This is a genomic window from Cystobacter fuscus DSM 2262, from assembly GCF_000335475.2.
Taxonomy (GTDB): Bacteria; Myxococcota; Myxococcia; order Myxococcales; family Myxococcaceae; genus Cystobacter; species Cystobacter fuscus.
Window position 1 is genome coordinate 64,584 of sequence record NZ_ANAH02000008.1, and the last position, 25,750, is coordinate 90,333.

The following is a 25,750-nucleotide window of genomic DNA, read 5'->3' on the forward strand; positions in this document are numbered from 1 at the left end:
GCCCAGCCATGACAATGCGCCCCCCCTCAGCGTGCGAGCCTAGCTCAGGATGATGCGGGGCCCCTGCAGGGCGTTGCGCACCGCGGCCAGGTCACGCTCGGACATGGCATCGCCCTCGGTCATCTGGCGCAGGCACACGTCGCCCTTGCCCTCGAGCACCAGCTTCTTGAGGTCGCCCAGCAGCACCGAGGCCGCCTTGAGCATCTCCTCGTTCTGGGGGTTGGGGGGAGCGCCCTTGCCGGCCTTCTCCTCCATGTACTTGGTGAAGCGGCGCACCGTGTCCACCATCTGGTTCGGATCGAACTTGGCCAGCACCGGCTTGAGCCGCTCCATGTTCAGCTTGAGCAGGTGCAAGGGCGCCCGCGAGCGCTCGAAGCTCGCGTGCAGCGGGCTCACCTCGGTGCGATCGAACGCGCCGAGCAGCCCCTCGTCCGGCGCCTGCACCGAGTGCGGCACCACGTCCACGAACAGCTCCATGGGCGCCACGCCCTGGGTGAACGCCTGGATCTCCTCCTCGTCCACCGGCGGGAAGTCCTGCGGCGCGCCGATGAAGAGCATGGGCAGGATGAGGTGGCCCCAGAACTCGTTCTGCGCCGCACCCGTGCTCGCCTGCGTGCCGAACAGGTGCGCCATCAGCTCCACGATGCGCGGCGCCACTTCCACCTGCTCCGCCAGCTTCTTGCCCGGCTGCATCTGCTGCAGCGCATTGAGCACCTGGCCCTCGAACTGCTGGCGCACTTCCTTCGGAATCTGCGCCCGGCCCAGCGCGTCACGGATCTCCCGCGCCAGCGCGTCCGGCGTGGAGTCGAGCGCCTTGACCGTCTTGGCCGGATCCATCACCAGGAACTGCATGAAGCCCGGATCGATGAGCCGCTGGTAGTCCGCCGGGCCCAGCTTCTGCCCGCCACCCGCGCCGCCAAAGCGCGCCTTGCCCAGCATGCCGCGGATGCTCCCGGACAGCTCCTCCAGGCGCGACAGCTTGCCGGCGATGAGCGAGTTCATCACCTCACCAAACGGCGACAGCACGATGAGCGCGTCGGGGAAGCCCAGCGATGCCCCCTCGGGGGACTCGCGGTTGAGGAACCAGAACGCCCCATGGTCGCCCGCCAGACGCTCGGCCAGCGCTCCGCCGATGCCCAGCGCGAGCACCTGGTGGTTCTGGTTGTTCGGATCGAAGGCGCCGCCGAGCAGGTTCGGCAGGGCGGATTCCACCTCCTGCCAGGGCGTCTTCAGGAGATCCACGGGCTTGCCCGCGAGCTGCTCGAGGGCAGCGGCGACCTGGGCCTGGGCGGATTGGACATGCGGAGGGGCGGGATGAGCCATGAAGGATTCCTCTTCCGGGACAGTCGACCGTAACGAAACGAACGCCCCCTTACCGCGAAATCCAAGTTCATCGCCATCAATTGCGCACCCCCTTAGGATGGGGTGTTGATGCCGCGCCGCTTCCTCCCCTTCCTGGTGTTCCTGCTCTCCCTCTCGGGGTGCGCCTTCGTCACACCCCGCTTCGAGCAGAACGTCCAGACGGACTTCGTCCGGGCGGACATGCGCAAGCTGACCACGCGCACGCTCGAGCTGTACTACCCCGCCCGGCTGCGCCCCAGTGCCTTGCGCATCGCGGCGCGGGTGGAGGACTGCGTCGAGCGGCTGCGCCTGCTGCCCCGGCCCGCCCGCTCCCGCTCCCGGGTGCTCGTCTACCTGACGGGTGAGGACTTCAACAACGCGTACGTCGCCCCGGACTACTCCAGCATCCCCCAGCAGATGGTGTTGCCGGCGCACATGTCGCTGGAGCTCTTCAACCTCCTGGGCTTCGGCCCCGCGGAGCTGGGCTCGGTGGGCTGTCACGAGGCCGTGCACTACGTGCAGATGGAGCAGACGGGCGGCCTGTGGGGCGCGGTCAACACCGTGACGGGCGGCCTGTTCCAGCCCAACACCCTCACCGAGTCCTGGTTCCTCGAGGGGCTGGCCGTCCACTACGAGGGACGGATGGGCACGCACCAGGGCCGGCCGCACAGCCCGGTGTGGCGGGGCTTCTTCGAGGCCACCGCCCAGGAGCTCGGCCGGGACTTCCACGCGGGCTACCTCTCCCCCGAGCACCGGCGGATGGATCCCTTCGGGGGCAACTACCTCGTGGGCAGCCACTTCGTGGAGTGGCTCGCGCGCACCTACGGGGAGGAGCGGCTGTGGCGGCTGGTGGAGGCGCAGGGCACCACCCTCCTGCCTCCCGTGGCGGTGACGCTGCGCTTCAAGGCCGTGTACGGCGCCACCCTCGGCACGCTCTTCGACGCCTTCACCGAGAGCCTCGTCCGGGAGCTCCCCCGGCGCGAGCGCCCCCCCACGCAGCGGGTGCTCGCCCCCGAGGTGGGCTACTTCGCCCGGCTCGCGGCCTCGCCCACCGACGGCGCCCTGGCCACCGTGGACGTGGGCCGTGACGCGGTGCCCCACCTCACCGTGCGCGAGCGCGATGGCTCGACGCGCTTCCGCCGCTCGCTCACCCAGTTCCTCCCCGGGCGCCGGTGGATCTCCACCCACCCGCTCAACATGAGCGGCCTGTCCTTCACCGCCGATGGCCAGTCGCTCTTCCTCGTGGCCGCGGACGTCGACGCCCTGGGCAGCTACCTGTCGCGCGTGTGGCGGGTGGACGCGCGCACCGGCGAGGTGGTGCGCACGTGGGAGGGTCTCGAGGGCATGGGCGGCGGCGTCACGCCGGATGGTCAGGCGTATGTCTTCGTCCAGGTCCAGGACGATACCGCCAACCTCGTCCGGCTGGAGCTGGCCACCGGCGCACGCACGCCCCTCACCCACTTCGAGGGCCAGGTGTCGCTCGGGCCTCCGGCCGTGTCCGCCGACGGACGCGTCGTCTTCCCCCGCCTCACCCCGCGGGGATGGAACCTCGCGCTGCGCGAGGCCGATGGCACCGTGCGCGCGCTCACCGACGACGCGCACTTCAACTACTCGCCCCGCTGGGTGGACGCGGGCCGGCTCGTCTTCCTGCGCGAGCACGCGGGCCGCTGGCAGGCGCACGTGCTCGACCTCGCGGGCGGCGAGCCGCTGCGCGTCACCGATGCGCCCCACCTCGTCATGGACGTGGCGCCGCTCGGCAACTCGGAGCTGGTCTTCCTCAACCGCCACGGCTTCGACTTCTCGCTGGATGCCGCGCCCCTCGTCGTGCCCGCCCCGCCCGAGTCCCTCGCCCTGGTGCCCGCGCCCGCCCTGGTGCCCACCTCCGAGGCCGCGCCCGCATCCACGCCTGCCTTGGCGCACCAGCTCGACATCCTCTCCGACGAGCCCTACTCCCCCCTGGATCATTTCTTCCTGCCGGAGTTGCGCGCGCCCTATGTCTACGCGCTGCCCGACGCGAGCGCGCCCGGCCGGTTCATCGGCTACGGGGGTCTGTTGCTCGCGGGGCAGGACCGGCTGGGCTTCCACCAGTACGCGCTCGGGGTGGAGGCCGACACCCGGCTGAGGGATCCCAGCCTCACGTTCGACTACGGCAACGCCCTGCCCGCCCCCTGGTACCTGCGGCTGTCCGCAGCGCGCGTCGTCCAGGAGAGCCGCAGGGATCTCCAGGCCTCGCTGTCCCTGTCGCGGACCTTCTGGACCACGCCGGTGAGCTTCAGCCTGCTCGGGCTGCGCCGCGACTGGTACGCCACCTCCAAGCGCCCGGGGGTGCGCACCTCGCTCGTCGGCCCCTCGGCCAGCGTGTCCTACTTCGCCGGGGAGAGCACCTCCTACGGCGGGACGCAGCGGGGAATCGGCCTGGCGCTGGGCGCGGGCATGTACCCCCTGGCCTTCGACGAGACCCGGCCCTTCGCGGACGTGCGCGCCGAGCTGAACGCCTACCTGCCCGGACTGCCCTTCGTGCGGCGCGACAACCTGCAACTGTCACTCGTGGGCCGCGTCCTGCCCCAGGCCCCCGAGGGGCTGCTCCAGGTGGGGGGCGTGCCCCTGGGCGCCTTCGCCCTCCAGCGGCGCCAGGGCCCCGAGGACACCCGCAGCGTGCCCCTGCGCCTGCAGCCCGGACTGAGCTTCGTGGAGAGCCTGCGCGGCTATGAGGACTTCGCGCTCAGTGCGCGTCAGATCCTCATCGCCACGGCGCGCTACCGCTACCGCATCATCTTCGACCAGGGCTGGACGTCCTTCCTCTGGCTGGCGCCGTCCTTCTTCATCAGCCAGTTGGAGGCGGAGGCCTTCGGCACCTGGGCGCGCACGGACGGACGCGCGAATCACCGGGCGGTGGGCGGCGCGCTCTTCCTGCGCACCCGCTTCGGACAGGCCTTCCCCGTGTCGCTTTTCTACCAATACGCCCGGCGCTTCGACGATGGGCTGGGTCACCTCCATTTGGTGGGTATCGCGCTTTAGGCCGGACTCCGGGACGATTCCCCTTCCAGGATGGGATACCCCATGTAATTCCTTGATGACATGATAGGCCGGACCGCGCCTGCTCCCTTGCAATCCCAAGAAGAGAGCCGCAGCTTGCCCTACCTTCTGGATCTCCATCCGGGACGAGGACCCCCCCTCAACCCCGAGTGGGGGAATGTTCTCCAGGAGTCCTAGCCACTGGAGGTCCCGCAGATGAGAACGACTCCCAATCCCGCGGCCGAGTCCGTGCTGGTGGTCGATGACGAGCCGACCCTGCGCACCCTCCTGTCCTTCGTGGTGCAGCGCGCGGGTGCCCACCCGGTGCTGGCGCCGGACGCGGCCACCGCGCGCAAGCTCGCCACGGAGCAGTCCTTCGCCTGCGCGCTCATCGACAAGAACATGCCCGGGGAGAGCGGCCTGGAGTTCCTCAAGTGGCTGCGCTCGGCCCAGCCCGGCTGCAACGCGCTCATCGTCACGGCCTACGGCAACGTGGACAGCGCCGTGGAGGCGCTGCGGCTGGGGGCCTTCGACTACCTGCTCAAGCCCTTCGAGGTGGATGCCCTGGAGCACCGCCTCAAGCTCGCCCTGCAGCAGTACCAGATGCGCCAGGAGCGCGAGCGCATGCAGGCCATGCTGGTGCAGTCGGATCGGCTGGCCTCCCTGGGGCTCCTGGCCGCCGGCGTGGTGCACGAGGTGAACACGCCCCTGGCCTACATCCTGTCCAACCTGGACTGGCTCGACGAGGAGCTGCCCGCGCTGCGCCAGACGCTGCGCGGCCCGCCGGCCGCGGGGGGGGAGACGGGCTCGCTCGCGCAGCGCCTGGAGATGGTGGAGAGCACCCTGCGTGACATCCGCGAGGGCGCCGAGCGCGTGCGCGACATCGCCCGGGACGTGAAGGCGTTCGCGCGGGACTCGGACGACGCGAGCATGCTCGTGGACTTGCGCGAGGTGATCGACGCGGCGCTGAAGCTGGCGCTGGTGCACATCCGCTACCGGGCCCGCGTGGTGCGCGACTACCAGGAGGTGCCCCTGGTGATGGCCAACGAGCCGCGGCTGGCCCAGGTGTTCCTCAACCTCGTGGTGAACGCCGCCCAGGCCATCCCCGAGGACGGCAGCTCGCATCAGATCAGCGTGCGGCTGTGGACGGGCGCCAAGGGCGAGGCGTGCGCGGAGGTGGAGGACACCGGCACGGGCATCTCCGCGGAGAACATGGCGCGGCTCTTCGAGCCCTTCTTCACCACCAAGCCCCGGGGCGAGGGCACGGGCCTGGGCCTCTTCATCTGCAAGTCCATCATCGAGTCCTTCGACGGCACCATCACCGTGAGCAGCCGTCCGGGACAGGGCACCACGTTCCGCATCTCGCTGCCGCCCCACGTGCGCAGCGCCAACACCACCGACGCCCTGACGCCGATGTCCATCGCGGCCTCGTGAGACGCGTGCGCGCCGAGGCGCCTACCAGGTGACGGGCACGGCCACGGAGGTGACGGAGCTGGCCACCACGGGCAGGCCGTCCGTCGCGTCCTGACCCCGGGCGCCCACGCGGAAGGTACACGAGCCCGGCTGGGAGGCTTGCAGTTGCGCGCGGAAGACCGTGCGCTGCGCGCCGGGCAGATCCACCGCGCTCGGCGTGGGCGCCGAGACCAACCACACCCAGCAGCCCTGGCTGCCCTGCGTGAGGCCCGCGCCATCGAGCGCCACGCCCCGTACCTCGGACTGGCCGAGGTTGTCCACCGAGACCTCGACGGCGAACACCTCGCCCACCCGGACGCTCGAGGGCAACTGGCTGAAGCGCACCTTCAGCTCCCCTCGCTTCAGGACGGTGAAGGAGGGCGAGGTGGCCTCCGCGATGGGCACCGCGTCGCCGGTGAGCGCATCTCTGCCGGCCACCCCGACCTTGAACAAGCCCTCGCCGGGGTCCGTGGCGAGGGCGGTCCAGACGAAGTCCCGGCTCTCCTGGGGCTCGAGGTCCACGTGATCGGGCAGGGGCGCGGGAGGCAGGGCCACGCTCACGCCCTCCACGGATGGCACCAGGGGCCTCACGTCCTGCAACCGGACCTCGCTGTCGTTCGTCACGCGCAGGGTGAGGGTGAAGGGCTGGTTCACGTTCACCACCTGGGGCGAGACGAGGAGCGTGCTGGAGGGCCGGGCGCGGACATCCACCTGGAGTGGCTGGAGGGGGGCCGCCTGGAGCGCCTGCCCGGTGATCTCCTCGCGGCCCTGGAGTTCCAGCGCGAAGTGCACCGTCCCCTTCGCGCGGGCGGCGAGCTTCCACGAGAAGGAGGCGTATCCCCCCGCTTCCACGTCCAGGGGCTCCGGCTCGGGCGCGGAGAGCAACTCCACGCCCCCCGCTTCCACCGGACGCAGCACCGCCCGGACACCGAGCGCGCGCGTGCCTCCCGGGTTGTGCACCGTCAACACCAGGTGGGTCTGCTCGTCCGGCCACAACCGCGGCCGCTCCACGAAGCCCTGGGCCGTCAACGACGCGAGCGGCCGATCCGAGGCGTAGTACGCCTGGGGCAGCTCCACGCGGCCCCCCAGGGGCGTCACCACCGTCAGCGGGTACCAGCCGGGAGCGAGGCCCTCGGGAATCTGGACCCTCAACGTGCGCGCATCCGTCCACGTGACGTCGTCGAGCGCGCGCGAGCCCAGGTAGACATCGAAGTCGGAGTCCACGGTCACCGCGTCCTCACCGCCCAGCTGCTGGGTGGGGAGGACCAGGAAGTTCTCGCCCTCGATGACGCCGGACACCGGCGCCGTGGTCAGCCCCCAGCCGGGCACCAGCCGGTGCACCTGGGGCTCGTACCCACCGCTCTGGGAGCAGGAGAGCGCGAGCAGCCCCAACAACAACACCCCTGCCCAGCGGATCCGATCAGAAGAGCTCAAGCCGGTACCCCACGTGGAACCCGGCCCCCTGGAACACGCCCCTCAACACGGGCAGGGCCGGATCATTGAAACGGAAGAAACGCGCCTCGGCGAACGGCTGCCCGGGCCCCACCCTCATCCCCGCGCCCAACGTCGCCTGCGCCTCGAGCACCAGGGTTCTCTGCTCCAGCACGAGTCCCTCGCCCCACTTCGCGCGACCCCGCACCCACGCCACGCCCACGCCCGCCCCGGCCCACGCCTGAATCCCGTACTCGCGCGGCGTGCGCAACCCCACCGCCAGCGACGTGTCGAGGATCGCATTCTCCCCGGAGAAGCCGGGCACCGCCGTTCCACCCGCGCGCGAGAACCACAGGTAACCGGTATCGAGCCACACCCCCACGGAGGGCCACGCGCGCACCGGCCACGCCTCCACGCGCAGCCCCACGGACCCCGCCCGCACATCGGCGAGGTTCGTCATCACGCCCACGCGCGGCGCCAGGGACAGCACGCTGCGCCGCAGCAGTGGCAGCGTGCCGCGTTCGATCAACTCGCCCACGCGCACCACCACCTCGGACGGCTGATCCACATGGGACTCGGGCGGCACGTAGCGCAGCTCGTACTGGCCCGGCGCCTTCGCCAGGAGCATGCCCTCCAGGCCCCCGGTGAGCGTGGCCTCGGGCCGGGAGCCCACGACGGGGTTGCCGAACCGGTCCTCCAGGGAGATGTGCCAGGCCGCCTCCGACAGCCCGTCCGCCACCAGCACGGGCCGCAGCGGAGCCATCCGCACCCGGGCGAGCTTCCCCGCCAACAGCTTCAGGCGGCGCGTCGCCACCGGCGTCGCACTCCCCTCGCGCAACAGCCGCAGCTCCACGGACTCGCGTCCCGCGAAGCGCATGGGAAGCACCAACCGCGCGGCGTACTCCCCCGCCCGCTGCTCGACGAGCGGCAGCTCCTCCGAGAGCTCCGACGCGAGCCGCAGTCCGGCACGCGTGGGATTGCCCGCCGCGTCGCGGGCGGAGACCTCCACGAGCACCCGGGCCTCCTCGGACGCCACGAGCTCGTCACGATCCAACCGCATCTCGAAGTGCTGGGCCGGGCCGGGCCGCGCCTCCACCTGGACGAGCAGGGACCAGCGCGGCTCGCGGCCCACCGCGCCCCGCAGCTCCAGCGGGCCCATGGGCCCCGGCGGCACGGTCCAGCTCACGAGGAAGACCCCGGGCTCCCGCTCGACGGGCGCGCTCACGCGGCCGCGCGACACGGAGAAGGAGAAGGCACGGGGCGGCCGTTGGGGCGTGCCCGCGAGGCGCGACAGATGGAGCCACACCTCCACCGTCTCCTCGCGATCGGCCCACACCTCCCGGCGGTTGGGGACGGCATGCACGTAGGGCCAGGGGGGCACCCCGAGCTCGATGCGCCGGGAACCGAAGAAGGCCTCCCGCACCCCGGGAGGCACGGTGATGGGAACACGTGCCAGCCCCTTCGCGTCCGCGAGGATCGGCCCGAAGGTCTGCTCCCCCACCCGGACGGAAACGGGAGCACGGGCCCGGGTGCGCACCTCGGTCTCGCCCTGGCCCCAGAGTGGCAGGACGGTCCACCCCTCCAGGTCGCCCTGGGGCCCGCTCGCCCGCGCGACGAGGATGACCTCTCCGGGGCGGTTCTGCCGGGGTGGGACGTAGGTGGCGCGAAAGACGCCCGGTGCCACGGATGTCGGCGCGCCCACCGTCCCCGCGCTCACGAACAGCTCGAGCCGCGTGGCGTCCGGGGGCAGCTCCACGCGCACCTCCACCTCGCCCCCCGCGCCGAGCACCACGTGCGAGGGCTGGCACACGAGACGGATGCCCTGGGCGGGGAGGCTCGCGGCGTCCGCCCGGGCGGCGTGCACGGGGACGAGCCCCACCATCACCCCCACGAGCAGCAGCACGCATGGCACCCGGCACGCCCGCATCACGTCAGGGGGCCTCGTTCCAGTGGAACTTCACCGACTCCGACGGGGGCGGGCCGGCCGTGGGCCGGAAACGGCAGGTCAGGGAGACCTCCCGCGTGGCGCCACCCGGCTCCCGCGCGAACACCTTCACCCGCGAGCGGCCCGGGGCCTGGGGCACGTCCGCGCGGAAGCTCCCATCCTCGGACACCTCCGCGGGCTCATCCTCCACCCAGACCTCCGTGCCCACGCGCACCTTGCCCGAGAGCGACAGGCACAGCGTGTTCGCGGTGGGGGCCCTGGCCACCTTCAACAGCACGTCCAGGGGAATGGGCTCGGGGCCCACCGGCCTCGCGCCGTCGAACACGATGCCCTGCTGCCCCGCGCCCACCTGGATGCGGGCGCCCGCGGACGACAGGTCCACCGCCCCGCCCCGCGTCACCACCGCCACCAGGGTGCCGCGGCGCAGCATGGTGAAGCGCGCCGCGCGCGTCTCGGCCACCGTGCCGCCCTGGCTCCGCACCCGCAACACGCGCGCCTGACTCTCGCCGTAGTCCACGTCGATGCGACCCCGCTCCAGGCTCAGGGAGTGCACGTCGCGCGTGAGCTCGCCCACCCGCACCTCGGAGCGCTCGGGGATGGACAGCCGCGACGCCTCATCCCCCACCTGGAGATCCACCCGGGCCCCGGGGCCGGTGCGCACCGCTTCGTCCGGAGCAAGCGAGTCGCCCACCCGCAGCTCCATCCAGGCCTCGCCCCGGGTGCGCTCCACCGCGCCCACCACGTCGACCACCCGCGCGCGCGGCGCCACCTCCACGACGGGCGCCGGAGCCGGAGCGGGAGCCACGGGCGCGGCCACCTGGGGGGGCGGCGGCACGTCCGGCGCGGAGCGGCCGAGGAAGAACCCCCCGGCGCCCAGGACCAGCAACAGTACCAGCACCAGCACCCACCCTCGGGCGCGTCCGGACGGCTCCTGGCGTGGGCTCACGTCCGCGCTCCCCGGAGTCTCGTGGACTGCTCCCTCGGCCCTGTCCGCATCACGTCTCCTCGCTCCCGTCCGCCGGCCTACACCAGATGGGCCTCGGCGCCCACCGCGGGAAGGATGACGGTGATGGTGGTGCCTCGCCCCTCGGCGCTCTCCACCCGGATGCGGCCGTGGTGCGCCTCGACGATGCCGTGCGCCACCGACAAGCCTAGCCCGATCCGCCCGGGCTCGTCCTTCGTCGTGAAGAAGGGATCGAAGATGCGCTCGCGCAGGGACTCGGGAATGCCCTTGCCGGTGTCCTTCACCGACAGGCACACCGCGTCGCCCTCCACCGTGCCGAGCCCCACCGACAGAGTGCCTCCGGCCGGCATGGCGGTGACGGCGTTGCGCAACAGGTGGGACACCACGCTCTGCAACTGCTCCGCGTGTCCCAGCACCTGGGGGATGGGCTCGTTCAACGCGCACGTGAGGGTGATGCCCCGCGAGCGCAGCTCCGAGTCCACCTCGAGGAGCGCGGCGCGCACGGGCTGCGCCGGATTCAACGGCCGCCCCACCCCGCTGCGCTCCTGCTCCGTTATCTGCCGCATCTGCCGGATGATGGTGCACATGCGGCGCGACTGCTCGAGCGACATCTCCAGGCTCTGACGCAGGGGCGTGCCCTCGGGCACCTCCTCGCACGCCAGGGACAACAACCCGAGGATGCCCGTGAGCGGGTTGTTGAGCTCGTGGGCGAGCCCCGCGCTGAACGAGCCGAGCGCCGCCATCCGCCGGGTGCGCGCGATCTGATCCTGCGCCTCGCGCAACTCCCGGGTGCGCTCGTCCACGCGCTGCTGCAGCTCCTCGCTCCAGCGCCGCAGCTCGGCGTCACGCCGCTGCAGCTCGCCGGCCATGTGGTTGAAGGAGCGGGCGAGTTGACCGAGCTCATCGCGGCCCTGCTCGACGACGCGCTGCTCGTAGCGGCCGGAGGCAAGCGCGGCCACGCCCTCGGACAGCCGGGCGACGGGCTGGCTCACGCCCCGGGCGAACACGAAGCCGAGTCCGGCCGTGGCCCCCAGCGCCACCAGGGCCCCGAGCACCGTGGAGCGCCGCACCTGCTCGGCGGGCGCGAAGGCGGCGTGGGCCTCGCGTTCCACCACCACGCCCCAGCCGAGCTCCGGCACGGGCGCGAAGGCGGCGAGGTACTCCACCCCTTGCGCGTCGGACACGGTGCGCACCGCGGACGTGCCCCGGGACAGGCCCTCGCGCACGAGTTGGAGCTCCGCCTCGCTCAGCTCGCGGTAGCCGGGTGAGGCGATCACCGGCTGGCCGTCGGCGTCCACGACGAAGGCGCGTCCACCCCCCACGGAGAGCTCCTCCACGCGCGGGCCCAGCTCGGCGAGCGACAACTCCGCGAGCAGCACACGCGAGGCGTCCGTGCCCACGCGCACCGCGAGCGCCACGCGGCCGCCGGGGGACTCGGGGGACTGGTACGGCGGGCCGATGGCCGCGCCCGTGGCGAGCGCGGCCTGTACGGGCGCCTGGCTCGAGAAGAGCGCGAGGCTCGCCTCGGTGACGCGCTGCGCACGCTCGTCCTCGTCCGGCGAGTACACGGCCGGGGCGAGCGCGTGGCCGCGCTCATCCACCAGCACGAGCAGGTTGAAGGCCGACAGCTGGCGCAGGGGGATGTCCAGCACCTGGGAGAGCTGCTCGGGCGAGAGCCCCTCGAGGGGGAGGTACCTGGAGGCCAGGCGCAGGTTGTCCACGCCGGACAGGACGAGCTGGTGGCAGGAGCGCGCGAAGTCCATGGCGGCCTGCGTCTGGAGCCCGCCCACCACGCGATGCAGCTCGCGACGGTTGGCGTGGAAGGACAGCGCGCCGAACAGCAGCACGGGCACCACGCCCACCAGACAGAGCACGAGCATCAATCGTGAAGCGAAACGCACGGGCACGTCGGCACCCCGGTCCTACGAGACAGGGGGAATTGCACCACAGGGCCCCCCGGGAAGGGAGACTCCAGGACAGGTGCGACGTCACACCGTGAACGTGCCGCTCTCCCGACGTTGTGCGGTGGACAGCGCCGGGGGAGGACGGCTCGACGGGCGTCAGTAGACGACGAGCGGATGGGGCGCGTGGTAGCTGACGATGGTGAGCACGGGCAGCTTGGGCGCGTCCTCGTCCTCGTCCTCGCCGCTCGAGGTGGTGCGCAACCCATCGAAGCGGGCGAGCACGACGAAGTCCTTGCCCGGAGCGAAGAAGGGATCCGCGCTCGTCAGGCGGCCGAGCGCCTCGCGCCCCGTCTCGTCGGAGAGGTTGTCGTAGCGCGGCAGGGAGGAGACCGTCTGCTCGCTCTCCCGGGTGACGAGTTGCCCCCCCAGGTTGGCGCGGCCGAACGTGCCCACGTCCCCGCCGAGCGCGCCCGAGCGCACCTTCACCGTCTCGCGGCGGGTGGTGGCGCCCACGGGCTGCTCGCGCACCACCGAGCCCACCGACTGCTCGACGAGCCACACCGTGGGCTTGTCCTCGTCGCTGCGCACGTCGGCCACCTGGGCGCGCAGCAGCAGGTAGCGGCCCTTGTAGATGTCCGGCTGGGCGATGGCGTCGGACAACCCGAAGATGGGCACCTTGTGCTCGTGCAGGAGCGACAGCTCCCCCGGCACGCTGCCGCCGCGCAGGGCCACCACGCGGGCGATGATCCGCGCCGCGTCCGGCCGCACCCGCAGATCCTCGGCCCACGCGTCCGACAGGAGCGCGCCCAGGAGGGTGAAGTGGGTGCGCTCCACGCAGGACTTGAGCGCCGTCCAGGCCGAGTCGCGGGACGTGGCCTGGAGCGCCCGCGCCGCCGCCTCGCACTGGGAGGGCGTCGCGTAGCGCGCCCCGAAGGACTTCTCCTCCGGACGGACGGGCTCGGGAACGGATGAGGCGCGCTCCGGGAGGGGGCGCGGCTCCGGGGGGATGAGCGAGCGGGAGTTGTCGCGCGCCGCCACCGCGTGCGAGTGCCCGCCACAGCCCACGAGGGCCGCCGCGCACAGCAGGGCCGCGCCCGAGCGCGCCATGCCCTTCGTCATCTTCTGGAAGGCAGACATGAGTGCTTGCTCCGTTGAAGCGGTTGCCAACCTACAGCGAGCCCTGGGTCCGGGAGGGCCGCCGGGCCTGTTCCGTGGACCGGACATCCTCGGACGAGGCCGGGCCCGTCGGCATCGTCAGCTCACACGCCGAGCCGCACTGGTTGGACAGGCACGCGAGCGCGCTGGCGCCCAGCTTCTGCTGGGACACGTTCTCATGGCAGGAGTTTCCGGCCCCGGGGCAGCCCCGCTTCTGGGCGCACTGGCAGCAGGCGCTGGCCACCGTGGCCATGGTGGAGATGTCCTGCAGCACCAGCGACAACTGGCGGTAGCAGGCGCGCGCCGCCGGGGCGAAGCGGCCCTTGGCGTCGATGATGGGCACCTTGCCCTCCAGTCCACAGAAGTCCTGCGCGGCCTCGGAGTAGCGGCGCTCGCACTGCGCCACCAGGTCCTTGTCCGGCGCGAGCCCCGAGGACGGCCGGGCCGCCTGGGTGCACAGCGCGTGGCCAATGTCCGTGAGCGTGCGCACGTTGCCCGACGCCTGCTCCTTCACGTTGGAGGAGGAGGACACCTCGGACTCGAAGATGCATTCGCGGCCCGCGCGCAGCGTGTCCACGGTGCAGGCCCAGGCGGTGGGCAGGGCATTGGCTTGGGGGGGAGCCCCCAGGGCTTCGGGCGGCAGGGTGCCGCTGGAGGCCTCGGGAGTCGAACAGACGAGGGCGAGCAGGACTGCGGCGATCATGTATCCCCCAGCGTAGAACCAGTGCGCTCCATACTCAATCGAGCGGGGGGGCTCCAGCAACCGTCGGCCCACCACGTGCTCGCTGGTCATCACTGGCGGAGCTTCCCGGGGGGCTCGACGCCTGGCCGCTCCCCTTCCGATCGCCTCGCCCCCGGGTTCTGGCTTCTGGAAATTCCGGTATTGGACGGTTAGGATGCACGCCCCGTGGCAACTCCAGAGCCGCAGTCCTGGGGCCAGCGTCTGTGGCCCGCGGCGACCTTCCAGTTCGCCCTCATCGCCGGTGTGACGCAGCTGAAGACGGCTGTGAACGCCCTCGTGTTGTCGCGCTTCGAGTCGCACGTGCTGCCCTACCTGTACCTGGTGGGCGCGTTGCTGGTGGCGACGATCGCGCTCCTGCCGCGCCCCAAGCCGGGGGAGCCGGCCGCGTCGCTGCGGCTGCTCATGGGCCTGGGAGCGATGGTGGTGGGGGCGCTCGCGGTGGGGGTGTCGCTCGGCCACCGGCTGCCGGCACTGGCGCTCTACCTCTTCGTGGATGTGTTCACGACCTTCATCTCCCTGCGCTTCTGGGGGCAGATGGCGGCGGCCTTCGACGCGCGCGAGGCGCGGCGGGCCTTCACCGCGCTCAACGGGGTGGGCATGGCGGGAGGAATGATCGGTGGCCTGCTGGTGCAGGGGCTCGCCGAGCGGCTGGGCACCGTGGCCATTGTCGTGGGCGGAGCGCTGTCGCTGCTCGTGGCGGGCCTGGCCTTCCACTTCCAGCCAGACGAGGCGCCCGCCCCGGTGCGCTCGCGCCACCTCGCCCCGCCCGTGGCGGCGTGGGAGTACCTGGCCACCAGCAGCTACGCCCGGGTGCTGGCGGCCCTGGGGGTGAGCTTCGCGCTGCTCTCCGCCTTCGTCGACTACCTCTTCCGCCTGCGCGTGGAGCACACGCTGAGCGAGGACGGGCTGGCGGCGCTCTTCGGCTCGCTGCAGCTGTGGATTGGCCTGGTGTGCGTCGTCTTCCAGCTCGTGCTGGCCGAACGGCTGCTCAAGCGGCTGGGGCTGATGGCCTACCTGGCGCTGCTGCCGGGCATCATGGCGCCCCTGGCGGTGGCCTCGCTGGTGACGCAGCAGCTCTGGCCGGTGCACCTGTTGCGGCTGCTGGAGAACGCCGTCAACTACTCGCTGCTGCCGGTGGGCGTGCAGCTGCTCTACGCGGCGGTGCCCGACAGCGAGCGCGAGTCCCTGCGCGCCGCGGTGGAGGGGCTGTTGCGCAAGGGCGGCACGGTGCTCGCGGGCGTGCTGCTCATCGGCGCGGGCCGCGCGGCCGACGGCGTCTCCATGGCGCTCGCCGTGGTGGCCCTGTGCGGCCTGCTCGGCGTGCTGCTCATGCGCCTGCGGCCCGCGTACGTGGAGGCGCTGGGCGAGCAGGTGGGGGCCTCCACCGAGGAGGACGAGGCGCTGGGCCGCGAGGATCGCCGGCTGCTGGTGGAGGCGCTCGCCTCGAGCGCGCCGGAGCGGGTACTCAACTCGGTGGAGCTGCTGGCGCAGGAGGGGCTGCCCCTGCGGCCGCACCTGCCCGCGCTGCTGCTCCACTCGCACGAGCGGGTGCAGGAGCGCGCCGTGGAGCTCGCCCTGGAGCTGGGGGCCACGGAGACGGCGCCCCTCCTGGAGCAACTGGTGACGCAGGGCCCTCGCCGTCCCCGCGACCGCGCGGTGTGGGCGCTCTCCAAGCTCGCGCCGGAGCGGGCCGAGGTGCTGCTGCCGTCGCTGTTGCAGAGCCCGGACGTGGGGCTGCGCTGCGCGGCGATCGGCGCGCTCTTGAGCACCCGGTGGAACGCGGCGGCGCGCGTGTCCCTGGGGGCGCTGGCGGCGCGGGGCTCGCAGGCCCCGGTGGCGGACCGGCGCGAGGTGGCGGGGCTCTTCGGCCGGCTCCGGGACACCACCTACCTGCCCATGCTCACCCCCTTCCTGAGCGATCCGGACAGCTCCGTGCGGCGCGTGGCGGTGCGCTCCGTGGGCCAGGGCGGCTACGTGAAGCTGGCGCCCCGGCTGCTCACCTTCCTCACCTGGCGCGAGGAGCGGCGCGAGGCGCGCGAGGCGCTCGCCGAGCTGGGCGACGCGGTGACGCCCCTCTTGGAGACGACGCTCAACGATCTCTCGGCGCCGCTGCCCATGCGGCTGCAGGTGCCGCGCGTGCTGCGCCACATCGGCACGCCGGCGGCGCTGCATGCCCTGCTCTTCTCCAACGTGCGCGATGACGCCCGCCTGCACTTCCGCATCGGCGCGGAGCTGTCGCGTCTGCGCGACGAGCACCCCGAGCACCCGGTGGATCTGGATCGCGTGCGCGAGGCGCTCATCCGCCGGCGCGACGTGTACCGGGCGCTCGTGGGGCCCTACCGCGACGTGCGCGCGGAGCTGGGAGACCAGGCGCTGCTCACGCGCGTGATGTGCGACCGGTTGGATCAGGCGCTGGAGCTGTCCTTCTTCCTGCTCGGCCTGTTGCACCCGCCCCAGGTGATGCGGCGCGTGCACCAGCACGTGGCGGGACAGGACGCGCGGCGCCGGGCCTACGCGCTGGAGCTGCTCGAGGCGCTCACGGACGACGACGACCGGTCGCTCGTGCGCGAGCAGGTGGAGACGCACCACCGGGAGCTGCCGCCAGGAGAGACGGGACAGTTGGAGGCACACCTCGCGTGGTTGTGCCGGAGCGAGGACGTGGTGCTGCGCGCGTGCGCGCGCCAGGTGGCGGGCCGGATCGGCTTGGATCTGCCAGCGGCCCAGGAGTCGGACATGAGTCAGGCAACGGTGCAGAAGCTCTTCCTGCTGGAAGGGGTGCACGTCTTCTCGCAGAACGACGTGGATGACGTGGCGGCGGTGGCGGCCATCGCCCGCGAGACGCGCTTCCGCGCGGGCGAGCGCGTCTACAGCGAGGGAGATCCCGGCGACGCGCTCTACGTCATCATCGAGGGCTCCGTGGACGCCGTGAGCAACGGCGAGCACGTGATGCGCATTCGCGCCAAGGAGACCTTTGGCGACATGAGCCTGCTGGATGGCGCGCCCCGTCCCACCGACGCCGTCGCGATGGAGGACACGCGGGCGCTCGTCATCGACCGGCGCGACTTCCTCGATCTGCTGGCGGACCGGCCGGAGCTGCTCACGGGCTTCTTCCGCGCGGTGAGCCAGCAACTGCGCGCCGTCATCCAGGCGGCCGAGTCCCGGCAGCCGGGAGAGGTGGTGACGATGGGGCCACGTCCCGTGGAAGAGCCCCCACCGCCGCCAGAGCGGAAGCAGGCGGGTTAGCACTCCGCGCGGGATGACGCTCCGCCGCGAGCAGGTGCGCGGCGGCCACGGGAATGGTGGGGCGCAGGAAGCACCGCACCAGCGGCAGCTTCGACACAGCCCGCGCCAGCGCGAGCCCCATCAGCCCCCAGGGCCGCTGCTCCACGCACGCCGCGGGAGAGAACACCGGGTGGGTGACGCGTGCCCAGCGCGCGCCATAGGAGCCCAGCAGCGGGACGTGCGAGCCGAGCCAGTTCCAGGCGCGCAGGAACCAGGGCGCGCGCGCGTCCTCCTGGGTCCAGGCCCGCTCGCTCCTGCCGGCGGTGAAGACCACGAACCACCACGCGCCCCACAGCGAGAGCAGGATCGGCAACAGGCTCGGCTCTCCGGGCAACACCTTTGCGTACGCCATACGGCAGAGCCGATCGGCCCCCCAGAGCACGGGCACGCCCCAGGCGAACAGCCACAGCGCCCGCCAGTGCTGCTTCAGCTTCTTCATCAGCCAGGACATGTTGAGCCAGACCCGGGGCGTGAGCGGCTCATCCTCCGGCTCGAGCCCCGTGCGCACGCTCGCCTCGCGCGAGAGCACCGTGTGGTGGTCGCGCGACAGGGCGATGACGATCCACTGGAAGAGCTGCAGCGAGGAGAAGATCGCCGCCGAGTACACGAGCCACAGCTCGACGCCCGTGCGCCTGCCCACCTCGCGCGCGACGTCGTCCTTCCACTCCCGGGACAGCACCACCAGCGCGACAACGACGGCCGCCTGGGTGATGCCCACCGTCAGATAGCGCCGCCGCGTCGTTGGATCCTCCAGCAGAACCCGGACCAACTGGAAAGGCAGACAAAACCCCTGAACGAATTGGCCCCAACGACTCGCGGGCGGAGCCGCCACCTGCCACGGCAGATGATCCGCGTGACGTCTTACGTTGTCCCACACACTCCACAGCGTCTGTTCGTGGGAGGAGTCCTGCTCCGGTCCGCCCCGCGCCGGTGAAGCAGGAGCCTTCTGATGATGGCCGTGCACGGGGCCGACGATAGCACGCGGCTTCCGGGGGTCGGGACGGCCCCCTTTCTGAGGCTCCGGAGCGGGAGGTGTGCTATTCGCGCGATCGCAGCGTCAACCCTTTCGGAGACCGCATGCCTCCAGAGTTCGATTCCAAGCCGGTGTTTCGCGCGATGAAGCCGTGGCGCCGCGCTTCCGGTGTCCTGGCCCTCTCACTCGTGGGCGCGCTCACCGGCTGCGACGACAAGAAGTCCACCCCGGAGCCCGCGCCGGCCCCGGCTCCCTCGGCTCCGGCGCCCGCCCCCGCGCCCCAGCCGACGACGGTGACGGTGCTCGTCACCGGCAGCGTCAACGGTCAGCTCGCCCCCGCTCCCACCGAGGAGGGCACGACGCCGCCGGGCGCGGCGCAGCTGCTCGGCTGGTGGGAGGCCAAGGAGAAGCACTGTCCCGGCCCGCTCAAGGAGGGCCAGGCCCCCTGTGAGAACGCCTCCACGCTGGCGCTGACCATCGGCGACGCCTGGAATGGCCCCGCCCTCTCCTCCTTCCTCTACGGCGAGTCCACCGCCACGGTGATGGGCCGCATGGGCTATGCCGCGTCCGCGCTGGGCAACCACGAGCTGGACTTCGGGCGGGAGCAGTTCCAGAAGAACCAGCAGCTCGGCGGCTTCCCCTTCCTCGCGGCCAACCTCAAGGTGAAGGACGCGGCGCTGGCCAAGGGCTGGGAGCTGCCGGGCTTCAAGGTGTTCGAGCGCCAGGGCCTGAAGGTGGGCGTGGTGGGCCTCACCTCGGCCAAGACGGTGTCCACGGCCATGGCCGGCCGCGCCGAGGGCCTGGAAGTCATCCCCGACGAGCAGGCGCTGACGCAGGCGGTGGCCGAGGCCCAGAAGGCCGGCGCCGACACGGTGGTGGTGCTCGCGGACGAGTGCCCGAGCGACCTGAAGGCCGTGGTGGGTGCGCACAAGGACTGGAAGGTGTCGCTGGTGGCGGGCGGGCGGTGCCCGCAGCCCACGGAGATGAGCAAGGACGGCGACACCACGTACGTGTCGCTCGGCAAGGGCTTCGGCAAGTACCTGCGCGCTTCCTACACCTTCGATCCCTCCAAGCCCGAGGGTGAGCAGGTGACGGCGGTGGAGGCCACGCTCGTGGACGTGACGGGCGGCGAGGGCGCGCCGGCGGCCAACGCGGACATCACCCAGCAGCTCGCCGACTTCCAGCAGCGCCTGGACAAGGTGCTCGGCGAGGAGATCGGCTTCGTGAAGAAGGCGCTGCCCGCGGACTCCAAGCAGCTCGGGACCTGGGTGGCGGGCGCCATCCAGCAGCAGCTCTCCACGGACGGCGTGGTGCTCAACCGCAAGGGCTTCCGCGCGAGCCTGCCCGCGGGCAAGGTGACCAAGGGCAGCGTGTACTCGGTGCTGCCCTTCGAGAACTCGCTGCTGGTGGTGGACGTGAAGGGCGAGGACCTGGCGCGCCAGCTCGCCAACCCGGAGGCGGTGTTCGCGGGCTTCACCCCGGCCGGCAAGGGCAAGTTCAAGGACGCCAAGGGCAAGCCGTTGGACGCGAAGAAGGACTACAAGATCGCCACCGTCGAGTACCTCTACTTCGGCGGGGACGGCTTCGAGTTCGAGAAGCTCGACGCGGAGCCGGATGAGACGGGCATGTCCTGGCAGACGCCCGTCATCGACTGGACCAAGGCGCAGGCCACCACCGAGGCGAAGCCGCTGGACAAGGTCGTCAAGTAGGCCGCCCGTCCGCGGCTCGACTCCGGGGCCCGGTGGCTCCTCCCCAGGGAGGAGTGCCGGGCCCCCCGCTTTTGGGAGCGCCCCTCCATGAGCCCGTTGCCCCTGGTGCTCGACACCAACGTGGTGCTGGATCTGCTGGTGTTCGACGACCCCTCCCTCGGGCCCCTCGCGCGCGCGCTGGCGTCGGGCGCGGTCACCGCGTGGGCGGATGAGCACACCCTGCGCGAGCTGAAGTACGTGCTCGCCTACCCCACCTTCCACCTGGACGAGGCCGCCCAGCGCTCGGTTTTCGAGCGCTACCGGAGTCTCGTGCGGGAAGTGCCGGTGGAGCCGGGCGCGCCCCTGCCGCCCCTGCCCCGCTGCCGCGACCGGGATGATCAGAAGTTCCTCGAGCTCGCCGCCCGCTCGGGGGCCCGGTGGCTCGTGAGCAAGGACAAGCGGGTGTTGTCCATGGCCGATCGCGTGGGACTGCCCTTCGGCATCCTCTCCTGCCGGCAACTGGTGGCGCGGCTGCCCGGGTGAGCCCGGGCTTCAGGCGTACGTCAGGACGATCGCCTCGATGACATCCGCGGCCTCCCGGCACTTGAAGAGCGCGCTCGTGAGGGCGTCGTAGATCTCCTTCCACTTGAGCACGGTGAGGTGATCCACCCCGCTCTTGAAGAGCTGGCCCTTGCCGGCGCGCAGCACGTCCTTCGCCTCGCGCGTCAGCTGCTTGAGCTCCTTGCAGCCCGAGAGAATGGGCTCGGGGTGGCGCAGCGAGCGCAGCGCCCGCACCACCTCGCGCAGCTTCTCGGTGAGCGTCACGAGCAGGCGCGACAGCTGGGTGGCTTCCGGCAAGCTCGCGGGGATCTCGTAGAACCGCAGCCGGAGCGCCGCCGCGAGGGTGAAGTCGAGCACCTCGTCGATCCGCGACAGCAGCGCGTGGATGTGCGTGCGCTCGAACGGGGCGATGAAGGCCGAGTGCAACCGCTCGAGCGCCAGGTGGTTCACCGCGTTGCCCTGGTGCTCCATCCGCTCGAGCGCCTCGACCCGGGCGGGCACGTCGCGATAGTCGCTCAGCAACTCATGGAACAGGCGCGCTCCGGCCAGGGTCGTGGCGCACTGGGCATCGAAGTCGTCGTGGAACCCATCCGCCGTGGGCATCAATCTCTCGAGCATGCAACCTCCGGTTCACCGCACCCGATGAATGGCTCTGGGGAACGCCGGCTCATAAAGCCTTTGGCTCGTTTCGCGTTCGTTACATGTTCGTGACGAAAGATTGTGCACCCCGTCCCGGTCAGGGAAGACCCGGAGTGCGTTTTCCTCCTGGGCCACCAGGGATGGGGGGTGCCCGGACTCAGGGGGCGTACAGGTGGTGTTCGCGCGCGTAGGCGAGCACCGGGGCCGGCACGAGGTCCGCGGGAGGCTCACCCCGGACGAGGCGCTCGCGGATCTCCGTGGAGGAGACCTCGGCGAGCGGCGGCCCCACGGTGCCCTCGGCCGGGTAGCCCGCGCGGTAGAGCACCACCACGCGCGCGAGCCGCTGGATGCGATCGAAGTCCTTCCAGTACGGCAGGTCCTTGAGGATGTCCGAGCCGATGATGAGCGAGAAATGGTGCTCGGGGTGGCGCGCCTGGAGGAAGTCCAGCGTGTCCACCGTCCGCCCGTCCTTGCCCACCTCGCTCTCCACCCGGGACGTCTTCAGCCAGCCCGAGGTGTCCTCCCCGAGCAACTCACACATCCGCACCCGGTGCTCGAACGCAACGGACGCCTTGCCAAAGGGATGGCGGAAGGTGGGCATGAGCCACACCTCGTCCACGCCCTGGGTGGCGCGGACGTAGTGGGCGGCCATCAGGTGCCCCACGTGGGGCGGATTGAAGGAGCCTCCGAGCAGGGCGATGCGCATGGGTGGCTTCACTTGATGGACATCTTCGTGCGCCGCTCGAGGGGCAGCACCCGGGGCTCCAGCACGGCCTTTCCATCCAACCGCCACGCGGAGAAGCGCAGATCGCGCTCCACGCGCTCCAGCAGCGCGCACGTCTGTTCCGCGGCGCCCGCGAGCCGCCCGGGGGACAGGAAGAAGCGCGGGCCGATCTGCACGATCTTCGGCTCGGACTCGCGACCGTGGAGGAAGAGGCTGGCGTTGATGAGATCGTCCCGCTCCAGGTCGTTCTTGTCGTAGACGAGGCAGCACAGCGTGTCGCCCACCATGTCCAGCACCTTCCGGGGGATGGCCGGGTCACGGTACTGGAGGCAGTCGCGCTCGGGGGTGCGCAGGAAGTTCTCGCGCACGCGCAGGGGGTCCGCCGCCTCCTTCTCGAGTTCCTCGCGGCTCACCGACAGCGAGCGCGGACGGGGCTTCTTGTCGGAGACGGACAGCCAGCGCTCCACGTCCTGGAGGAAGTCCGTGCCCGAGTACTCCCGCCCGCCCCGGCTGCGCTCGCGCCGATCGAGGATCCACTCGTCCAGGTCGCTGTAGCGGCCGCCGAGAAAGACGAAGCGCTGGGCGCCCTTGGCGCGCAACAGCTCATAGGCCGCATCGAAGGCGGCCAGATCCCCATGGCTGTCGGAGACAATCCCGATGACGTCTTGGCTCACGAGCCGCGAGCGTACAGCAGGTGGCGCTCCCTGCGCCGGGCGAACTCCTGGGCCTGGGCGTCGAAGCCTTCCAGCAAACGATTCAGGGGCCAGCCCGCCTCGATGCCCCGGCGCACCTGGTCCGTCCCACACAGCAAGTCGAAGGCGGGCACGTCGTCCACGAACTCGTAGGCGTCCTCGCGCCAGGCGAACCCCTTGCCCTGCCCCAGCTCGTGGAGCGCCTGCCAGATGGCGATGCCCGTGCGCAGGGGGAGGAAGGCGGTGCGGTCCGTGACGTGGATGAAGGCGCCGTTGCACGACACGCCCCGGTACTTGTCGAAGGTGGGGGTGAATCCCACCGCCCGGAAACGCACCCCGGGCAACTGCTCGCGCTCGAGCCGGGCGATGAGCGCGTCCGAGTCCACCCACGGGGCGCCGAACTGCTCGAAGGGGCGGCAGGAGCCCCGGCCCTCGGAGACGTTGGTGCCCTCGCCCTGGCACATGCCGGGGTAGACGAGCGCCGTGTCGGCGGTGGGCATGTTGGGCGAGGGCGGCAGGAAGGGCAGCCCCGTGTCACTCCAGAAGTCCTCGCGGCGCCAGCCCTGCATGGGCACCACGGTCAGCTCGCAGCCAAAGCCCTGCTCGTCGTTGAAGAGGCGCGCCAGCTCGCCCGCCGTCATGCCGTGGCGGTTGGGGATGGGGTAGAGCCCCACGAAGGAGCGGTAGCGCTCGCCCACGAGGTTGCCCTCGAGGGTGACGCCGTTGAGGGGGTTGGGCCGGTCCAACACGTAGAAGGGAATCTTCGCCGCGCCCGCCGCCTTCATGGCCAGCGCCATGGTGTAGACGTAGGTGTAGTAGCGGCTGCCCACGTCCTGGATGTCGAAGACGAGCGCGTCCAGGCCCTCGAGCCACTCGGGGCGCGGGGAGAGCGACTCGAAGGTGGAGCCATAGAGGCTGTGCACGGGGACGCCCGTGCGCCGGTCCTTGTCCGCGTCCACGGCGACCATGTACTGGGCCTCGCCGCGCACGCCGTGCTCGGGGCCGAAGAGCGCCGCCAAGTGCACGCCCGGCGTGCGCGCCAGCAGGTCCGCCAGGTGCTGGAAGTTCGAGTCCACGCTGGTCGGGTTGACGATGGCGCCCACCCGCTTGCCCTTGAGCGGCGCGAAGCCCTGCTCCACCCACACATCCAGTCCCGTCTTCACCCGTCTCATCTCGTGCTCCCTCTCAGCTGCCCGAGCTGCACCAGCGCCCGCTCCGCGGCCTCGCGCGAATTGCACCCGGGATCGAACAGGCTCGGCTTCTTCTCTCCGTCCCCGCCCTTCTTCGCGAGCGTCTCCAACCCCTCGCGGGCGGACGCCACCCGGAATGCGCCCAGGACTTCCGCGGCCTCGCGGCGCACCGGGCACACCTCGTGATCGAGCAGCGCGATGAGCCGCTCGCTGGCCCGCTCCTCGCCGGCCTTCACCGCGAGGCGGTAATGCTCCACCGCGCGCTCGGGCCGCTGCAGCCCCTCCTCGAGCCGCCCGAGCAGCCACCGCCGTTCGCCCGCGGAGAGCTCCTTGTCCTCGGCGATGAGCCCGCGGGCCTTTTCCCCCCACTCGGCGCGCTCGGCGTTCGGCAACTCCCTGTTGGCGGCGGCCTTGATGGCGGCCTCGACGGGCGAGTCGTGCAGGAGCAGGAAGCCCCCCACGGCGAGCAGCACCAGGGCCAGCGCCGCGCCGCCCGCCATCAGCGCTCGGGGTGACGGGCGCCAGCGCCGCTGCCGGTGGGTCTTCACGGCGTGGAAGACCGTGCGGGTGCGCTGGGCGAGGCGCTCGCCCACCTGGGCCGCGGTGGTGGCGAGGTCCGGGCCCGTCGCCACCAGCATCGACTCGGGGACGCGTGAGAGGGCCAGGTTGCCGAACGGGGGTCGCTCCAGCGTGGGCTCGGGCGGCGCCTCGGGCGCGGGGGCGCCCATGCGGTACGGCCCTCGGGGGACGCGAAAGACGCGAATCTTGCTGGGGATGCCCTTGAGCTCGAAGAGGCCCACCTCGCGCGAGGGCACCTCGGCCTTGTTCATCGCGAGGTAGACGGCCTCGGTGAAGAAGACCTCGCCCGCCTCGGTGATGGACTCCACGCGGGCGGCGATGTTGACGGGCTCGCCGAAGACGTCCTGCTCCTCCAGCCGCACCTCGCCCACGTTGATGGCCACGCGCACATCGAGCCGCTCGGCCTCCGAGGCCGCCTGGTTGTACTGCCAGAGCCGGTCCTGAATGGCCATGCCACTCAGGACGGCCTGGGTGGGGGACTCGAAGGTGACCATGAACGCGTCCCCGATGGACTTGAGGATGCGCCCGCCAAACGCCTTGAACAGGGGCACGAGCAGCTCGTTGTGCACCCGGAGCAGACGCTCGTTCTCCTCGAGCGTCTGCCGGCTGGTTCGCTCGGAGAAGCCCTGGATGTCGGTGAACACGATGGCGAGGTTGGCGGTCTTCAAGGCGGGGGCAGTGTATGCAGTGACACTTTCCACGCAATCGCGGAAGAGCGCCCTGTCCTCCTAGCGACGCGACGGGCGCAGCGGACGCATTTTCTTGGGAGGTGAGGCGGGCCCCAGTTTCGCCCGGAGCTGGGCCGCCAGGTGGGGGCGGCCCGTGCGCTCGTAGAACCGGGCGAACTGTTCGACGACGAGCACGTTGGCGGGCTGTTCAGCGTGCAACTCACGCCACTCCTTCTCGGCGTCCTCCAGCCGGCCCTGCTGCTCGATGACGTGGATGAGCTGGAGGCGGACCTGGATCCACTCCGGGCGGGTGCGGGCGAGCAGCCGGTAGTGCATCTCCGCCTTGAGCCAATCCCCCAGGGAGGCCCAGACGCCGCCGAGGCGGAAGCGGGCCTCGTCGTACGAGGAGCGCAGGAAGACGGCACGCTCGTAGGCACTGGCCGAGCGCGTCAACTGGCCACGCTCCTCCCACAGGAGCCCGCGCAGGAAGTGCAGCCGGGGGTTGTTGGGCGCCGCGGTGGAGGCCACCTCCAGGTCCTTCTCCACCAGATCGAGGTCCCCTCCCAGCTTGAGCCTCAGGCGGGCGGCCTCCAGGCGAGGAAGCGCCTCGTTGGGCCAGGACTGGATGATCTCCTGGATGGCCGCGAGCGCTCCGGCGGCGTCGCCAGCGGCCTCCTGCGTGAGGGCGGGTGTCAGGTCCCCGGAGACGGGGACGTCCGTGGCGGCCGCGAGGGTGCCCGCTACCAGGAGCCAGAGCATGGCTGGCTGATAGCAGAGCGGCACGCGCAGTCCAACCGCACTTCCT

General features: G+C 71.5%; 19 protein-coding genes. 5 read left to right on the plus strand and 14 right to left on the minus strand.

The annotated features are described in order from the left end of the window. Positions 1 to 39: 39 nt before the first annotated feature. Positions 40 to 1,323, minus strand: coding sequence for a hypothetical protein (locus D187_RS15135; protein WP_002626214.1), 1,284 nt, complete (start codon positions 1,321 to 1,323; stop codon positions 40 to 42). 108 nt (positions 1,324 to 1,431) lie between these two features. On the opposite strand from D187_RS15135, the gene D187_RS15140 reads away from it, so the two are divergent. Beyond that, entirely contained in the window at positions 1,432 to 4,359 is a 2,928-nt protein-coding gene (locus D187_RS15140) for a TolB-like translocation protein (protein WP_002626215.1), read from the plus strand. A 213-nt stretch (positions 4,360 to 4,572) separates the two neighbouring features. After that, positions 4,573 to 5,790, plus strand: a complete 1,218-nt coding sequence (locus tag D187_RS49925) for a sensor histidine kinase (RefSeq protein WP_002626216.1) — start codon at positions 4,573 to 4,575, stop codon at positions 5,788 to 5,790. 21 nt (positions 5,791 to 5,811) lie between these two features. On the opposite strand, the gene D187_RS15150 is transcribed toward D187_RS49925, so the two are convergent. The 6 genes from D187_RS15150 to D187_RS15175 all read right to left on the minus strand — a co-directional run bounded on the left by D187_RS15150 (position 5,812) and on the right by D187_RS15175 (position 13,910). Continuing rightward, the gene (locus D187_RS15150) at positions 5,812 to 7,242 is read right to left on the minus strand and encodes a COG1361 family protein (protein ID WP_155893368.1); all 1,431 of its coding nucleotides are present in this window, start codon (positions 7,240 to 7,242) and stop codon (positions 5,812 to 5,814) included. Next, a complete protein-coding gene (locus D187_RS15155; RefSeq protein WP_043429984.1) occupies positions 7,229 to 9,169 on the minus strand; it encodes a hypothetical protein in 1,941 nt (646 codons plus the stop codon). The genes D187_RS15150 and D187_RS15155 overlap by 14 nt, the downstream gene beginning before the upstream one ends. A 1-nt stretch (position 9,170) precedes the next feature. Next, positions 9,171 to 10,130 (minus strand): FecR domain-containing protein, encoded by a 960-nt coding sequence (locus D187_RS15160; RefSeq protein ID WP_155893369.1) that lies wholly within the window; start codon positions 10,128 to 10,130, stop codon positions 9,171 to 9,173. A 77-nt stretch (positions 10,131 to 10,207) separates the two neighbouring features. After that, positions 10,208 to 12,055, minus strand: coding sequence for an ATP-binding protein (locus tag D187_RS15165; RefSeq protein WP_002626220.1), 1,848 nt, complete (start codon positions 12,053 to 12,055; stop codon positions 10,208 to 10,210). Between the two features lie 153 nt (positions 12,056 to 12,208). Further along, positions 12,209 to 13,189: a hypothetical protein gene (locus D187_RS15170; protein ID WP_002626221.1), complete on the minus strand. Its 981-nt coding sequence runs from the start codon at positions 13,187 to 13,189 to the stop codon at positions 12,209 to 12,211. A 31-nt stretch (positions 13,190 to 13,220) separates the two neighbouring features. Further along, complete coding sequence (locus D187_RS15175) at positions 13,221 to 13,910, minus strand: hypothetical protein (protein WP_043430057.1); 690 nt, start codon at positions 13,908 to 13,910, stop codon at positions 13,221 to 13,223. 204 nt (positions 13,911 to 14,114) lie between these two features. On the opposite strand from D187_RS15175, the gene D187_RS15180 reads away from it, so the two are divergent. Further along, on the plus strand, positions 14,115 to 17,192 hold the full coding sequence (locus D187_RS15180) for a cyclic nucleotide-binding domain-containing protein (protein WP_002626223.1): 3,078 nt from the start codon (positions 14,115 to 14,117) through the stop codon (positions 17,190 to 17,192). On the opposite strand, the gene D187_RS15185 is transcribed toward D187_RS15180, so the two are convergent. Next, the gene (locus D187_RS15185; RefSeq protein WP_155893370.1) at positions 17,089 to 18,000 is read right to left on the minus strand and encodes a hypothetical protein; all 912 of its coding nucleotides are present in this window, start codon (positions 17,998 to 18,000) and stop codon (positions 17,089 to 17,091) included. The two genes, D187_RS15180 and D187_RS15185, sit on opposite strands and share 104 nt — an antisense overlap. 308 nt (positions 18,001 to 18,308) lie before the next feature. On the opposite strand from D187_RS15185, the gene D187_RS15190 reads away from it, so the two are divergent. Both D187_RS15190 and D187_RS15195 read left to right on the plus strand, forming a co-directional pair. Next, positions 18,309 to 19,913: a bifunctional metallophosphatase/5'-nucleotidase gene (locus D187_RS15190; protein WP_002626224.1), complete on the plus strand. Its 1,605-nt coding sequence runs from the start codon at positions 18,309 to 18,311 to the stop codon at positions 19,911 to 19,913. An 87-nt stretch (positions 19,914 to 20,000) separates the two neighbouring features. Beyond that, positions 20,001 to 20,435 (plus strand): putative toxin-antitoxin system toxin component, PIN family, encoded by a 435-nt coding sequence (locus D187_RS15195; protein ID WP_002626225.1) that lies wholly within the window; start codon positions 20,001 to 20,003, stop codon positions 20,433 to 20,435. A gap of 9 nt (positions 20,436 to 20,444) precedes the next feature. On the opposite strand, the gene D187_RS15200 is transcribed toward D187_RS15195, so the two are convergent. The 6 genes from D187_RS15200 to D187_RS15225 form a co-directional block, all read right to left on the minus strand. Further along, entirely contained in the window at positions 20,445 to 21,071 is a 627-nt protein-coding gene (locus D187_RS15200; protein WP_002626226.1) for a DUF47 domain-containing protein, read from the minus strand. A gap of 178 nt (positions 21,072 to 21,249) precedes the next feature. Further along, entirely contained in the window at positions 21,250 to 21,798 is a 549-nt protein-coding gene (gene nadD / locus D187_RS15205; protein WP_002626227.1) for a nicotinate (nicotinamide) nucleotide adenylyltransferase, read from the minus strand. 8 nt (positions 21,799 to 21,806) lie between these two features. Next, positions 21,807 to 22,490: a metallophosphoesterase family protein gene (locus D187_RS15210; protein ID WP_002626229.1), complete on the minus strand. Its 684-nt coding sequence runs from the start codon at positions 22,488 to 22,490 to the stop codon at positions 21,807 to 21,809. Beyond that, positions 22,487 to 23,680, minus strand: coding sequence for an exo-beta-N-acetylmuramidase NamZ family protein (locus D187_RS15215; protein ID WP_002626231.1), 1,194 nt, complete (start codon positions 23,678 to 23,680; stop codon positions 22,487 to 22,489). Before D187_RS15215 ends, D187_RS15210 begins: the two co-directional genes overlap by 4 nt. Next, the gene (locus D187_RS15220; RefSeq protein ID WP_051256377.1) at positions 23,677 to 24,945 is read right to left on the minus strand and encodes an adenylate/guanylate cyclase domain-containing protein; all 1,269 of its coding nucleotides are present in this window, start codon (positions 24,943 to 24,945) and stop codon (positions 23,677 to 23,679) included. Before D187_RS15220 ends, D187_RS15215 begins: the two co-directional genes overlap by 4 nt. Positions 24,946 to 25,005: 60 nt before the next feature. Further along, complete coding sequence (locus D187_RS15225; protein ID WP_002626235.1) at positions 25,006 to 25,704, minus strand: tetratricopeptide repeat protein; 699 nt, start codon at positions 25,702 to 25,704, stop codon at positions 25,006 to 25,008. Between the last annotated feature and the right edge of the window lie 46 nt (positions 25,705 to 25,750).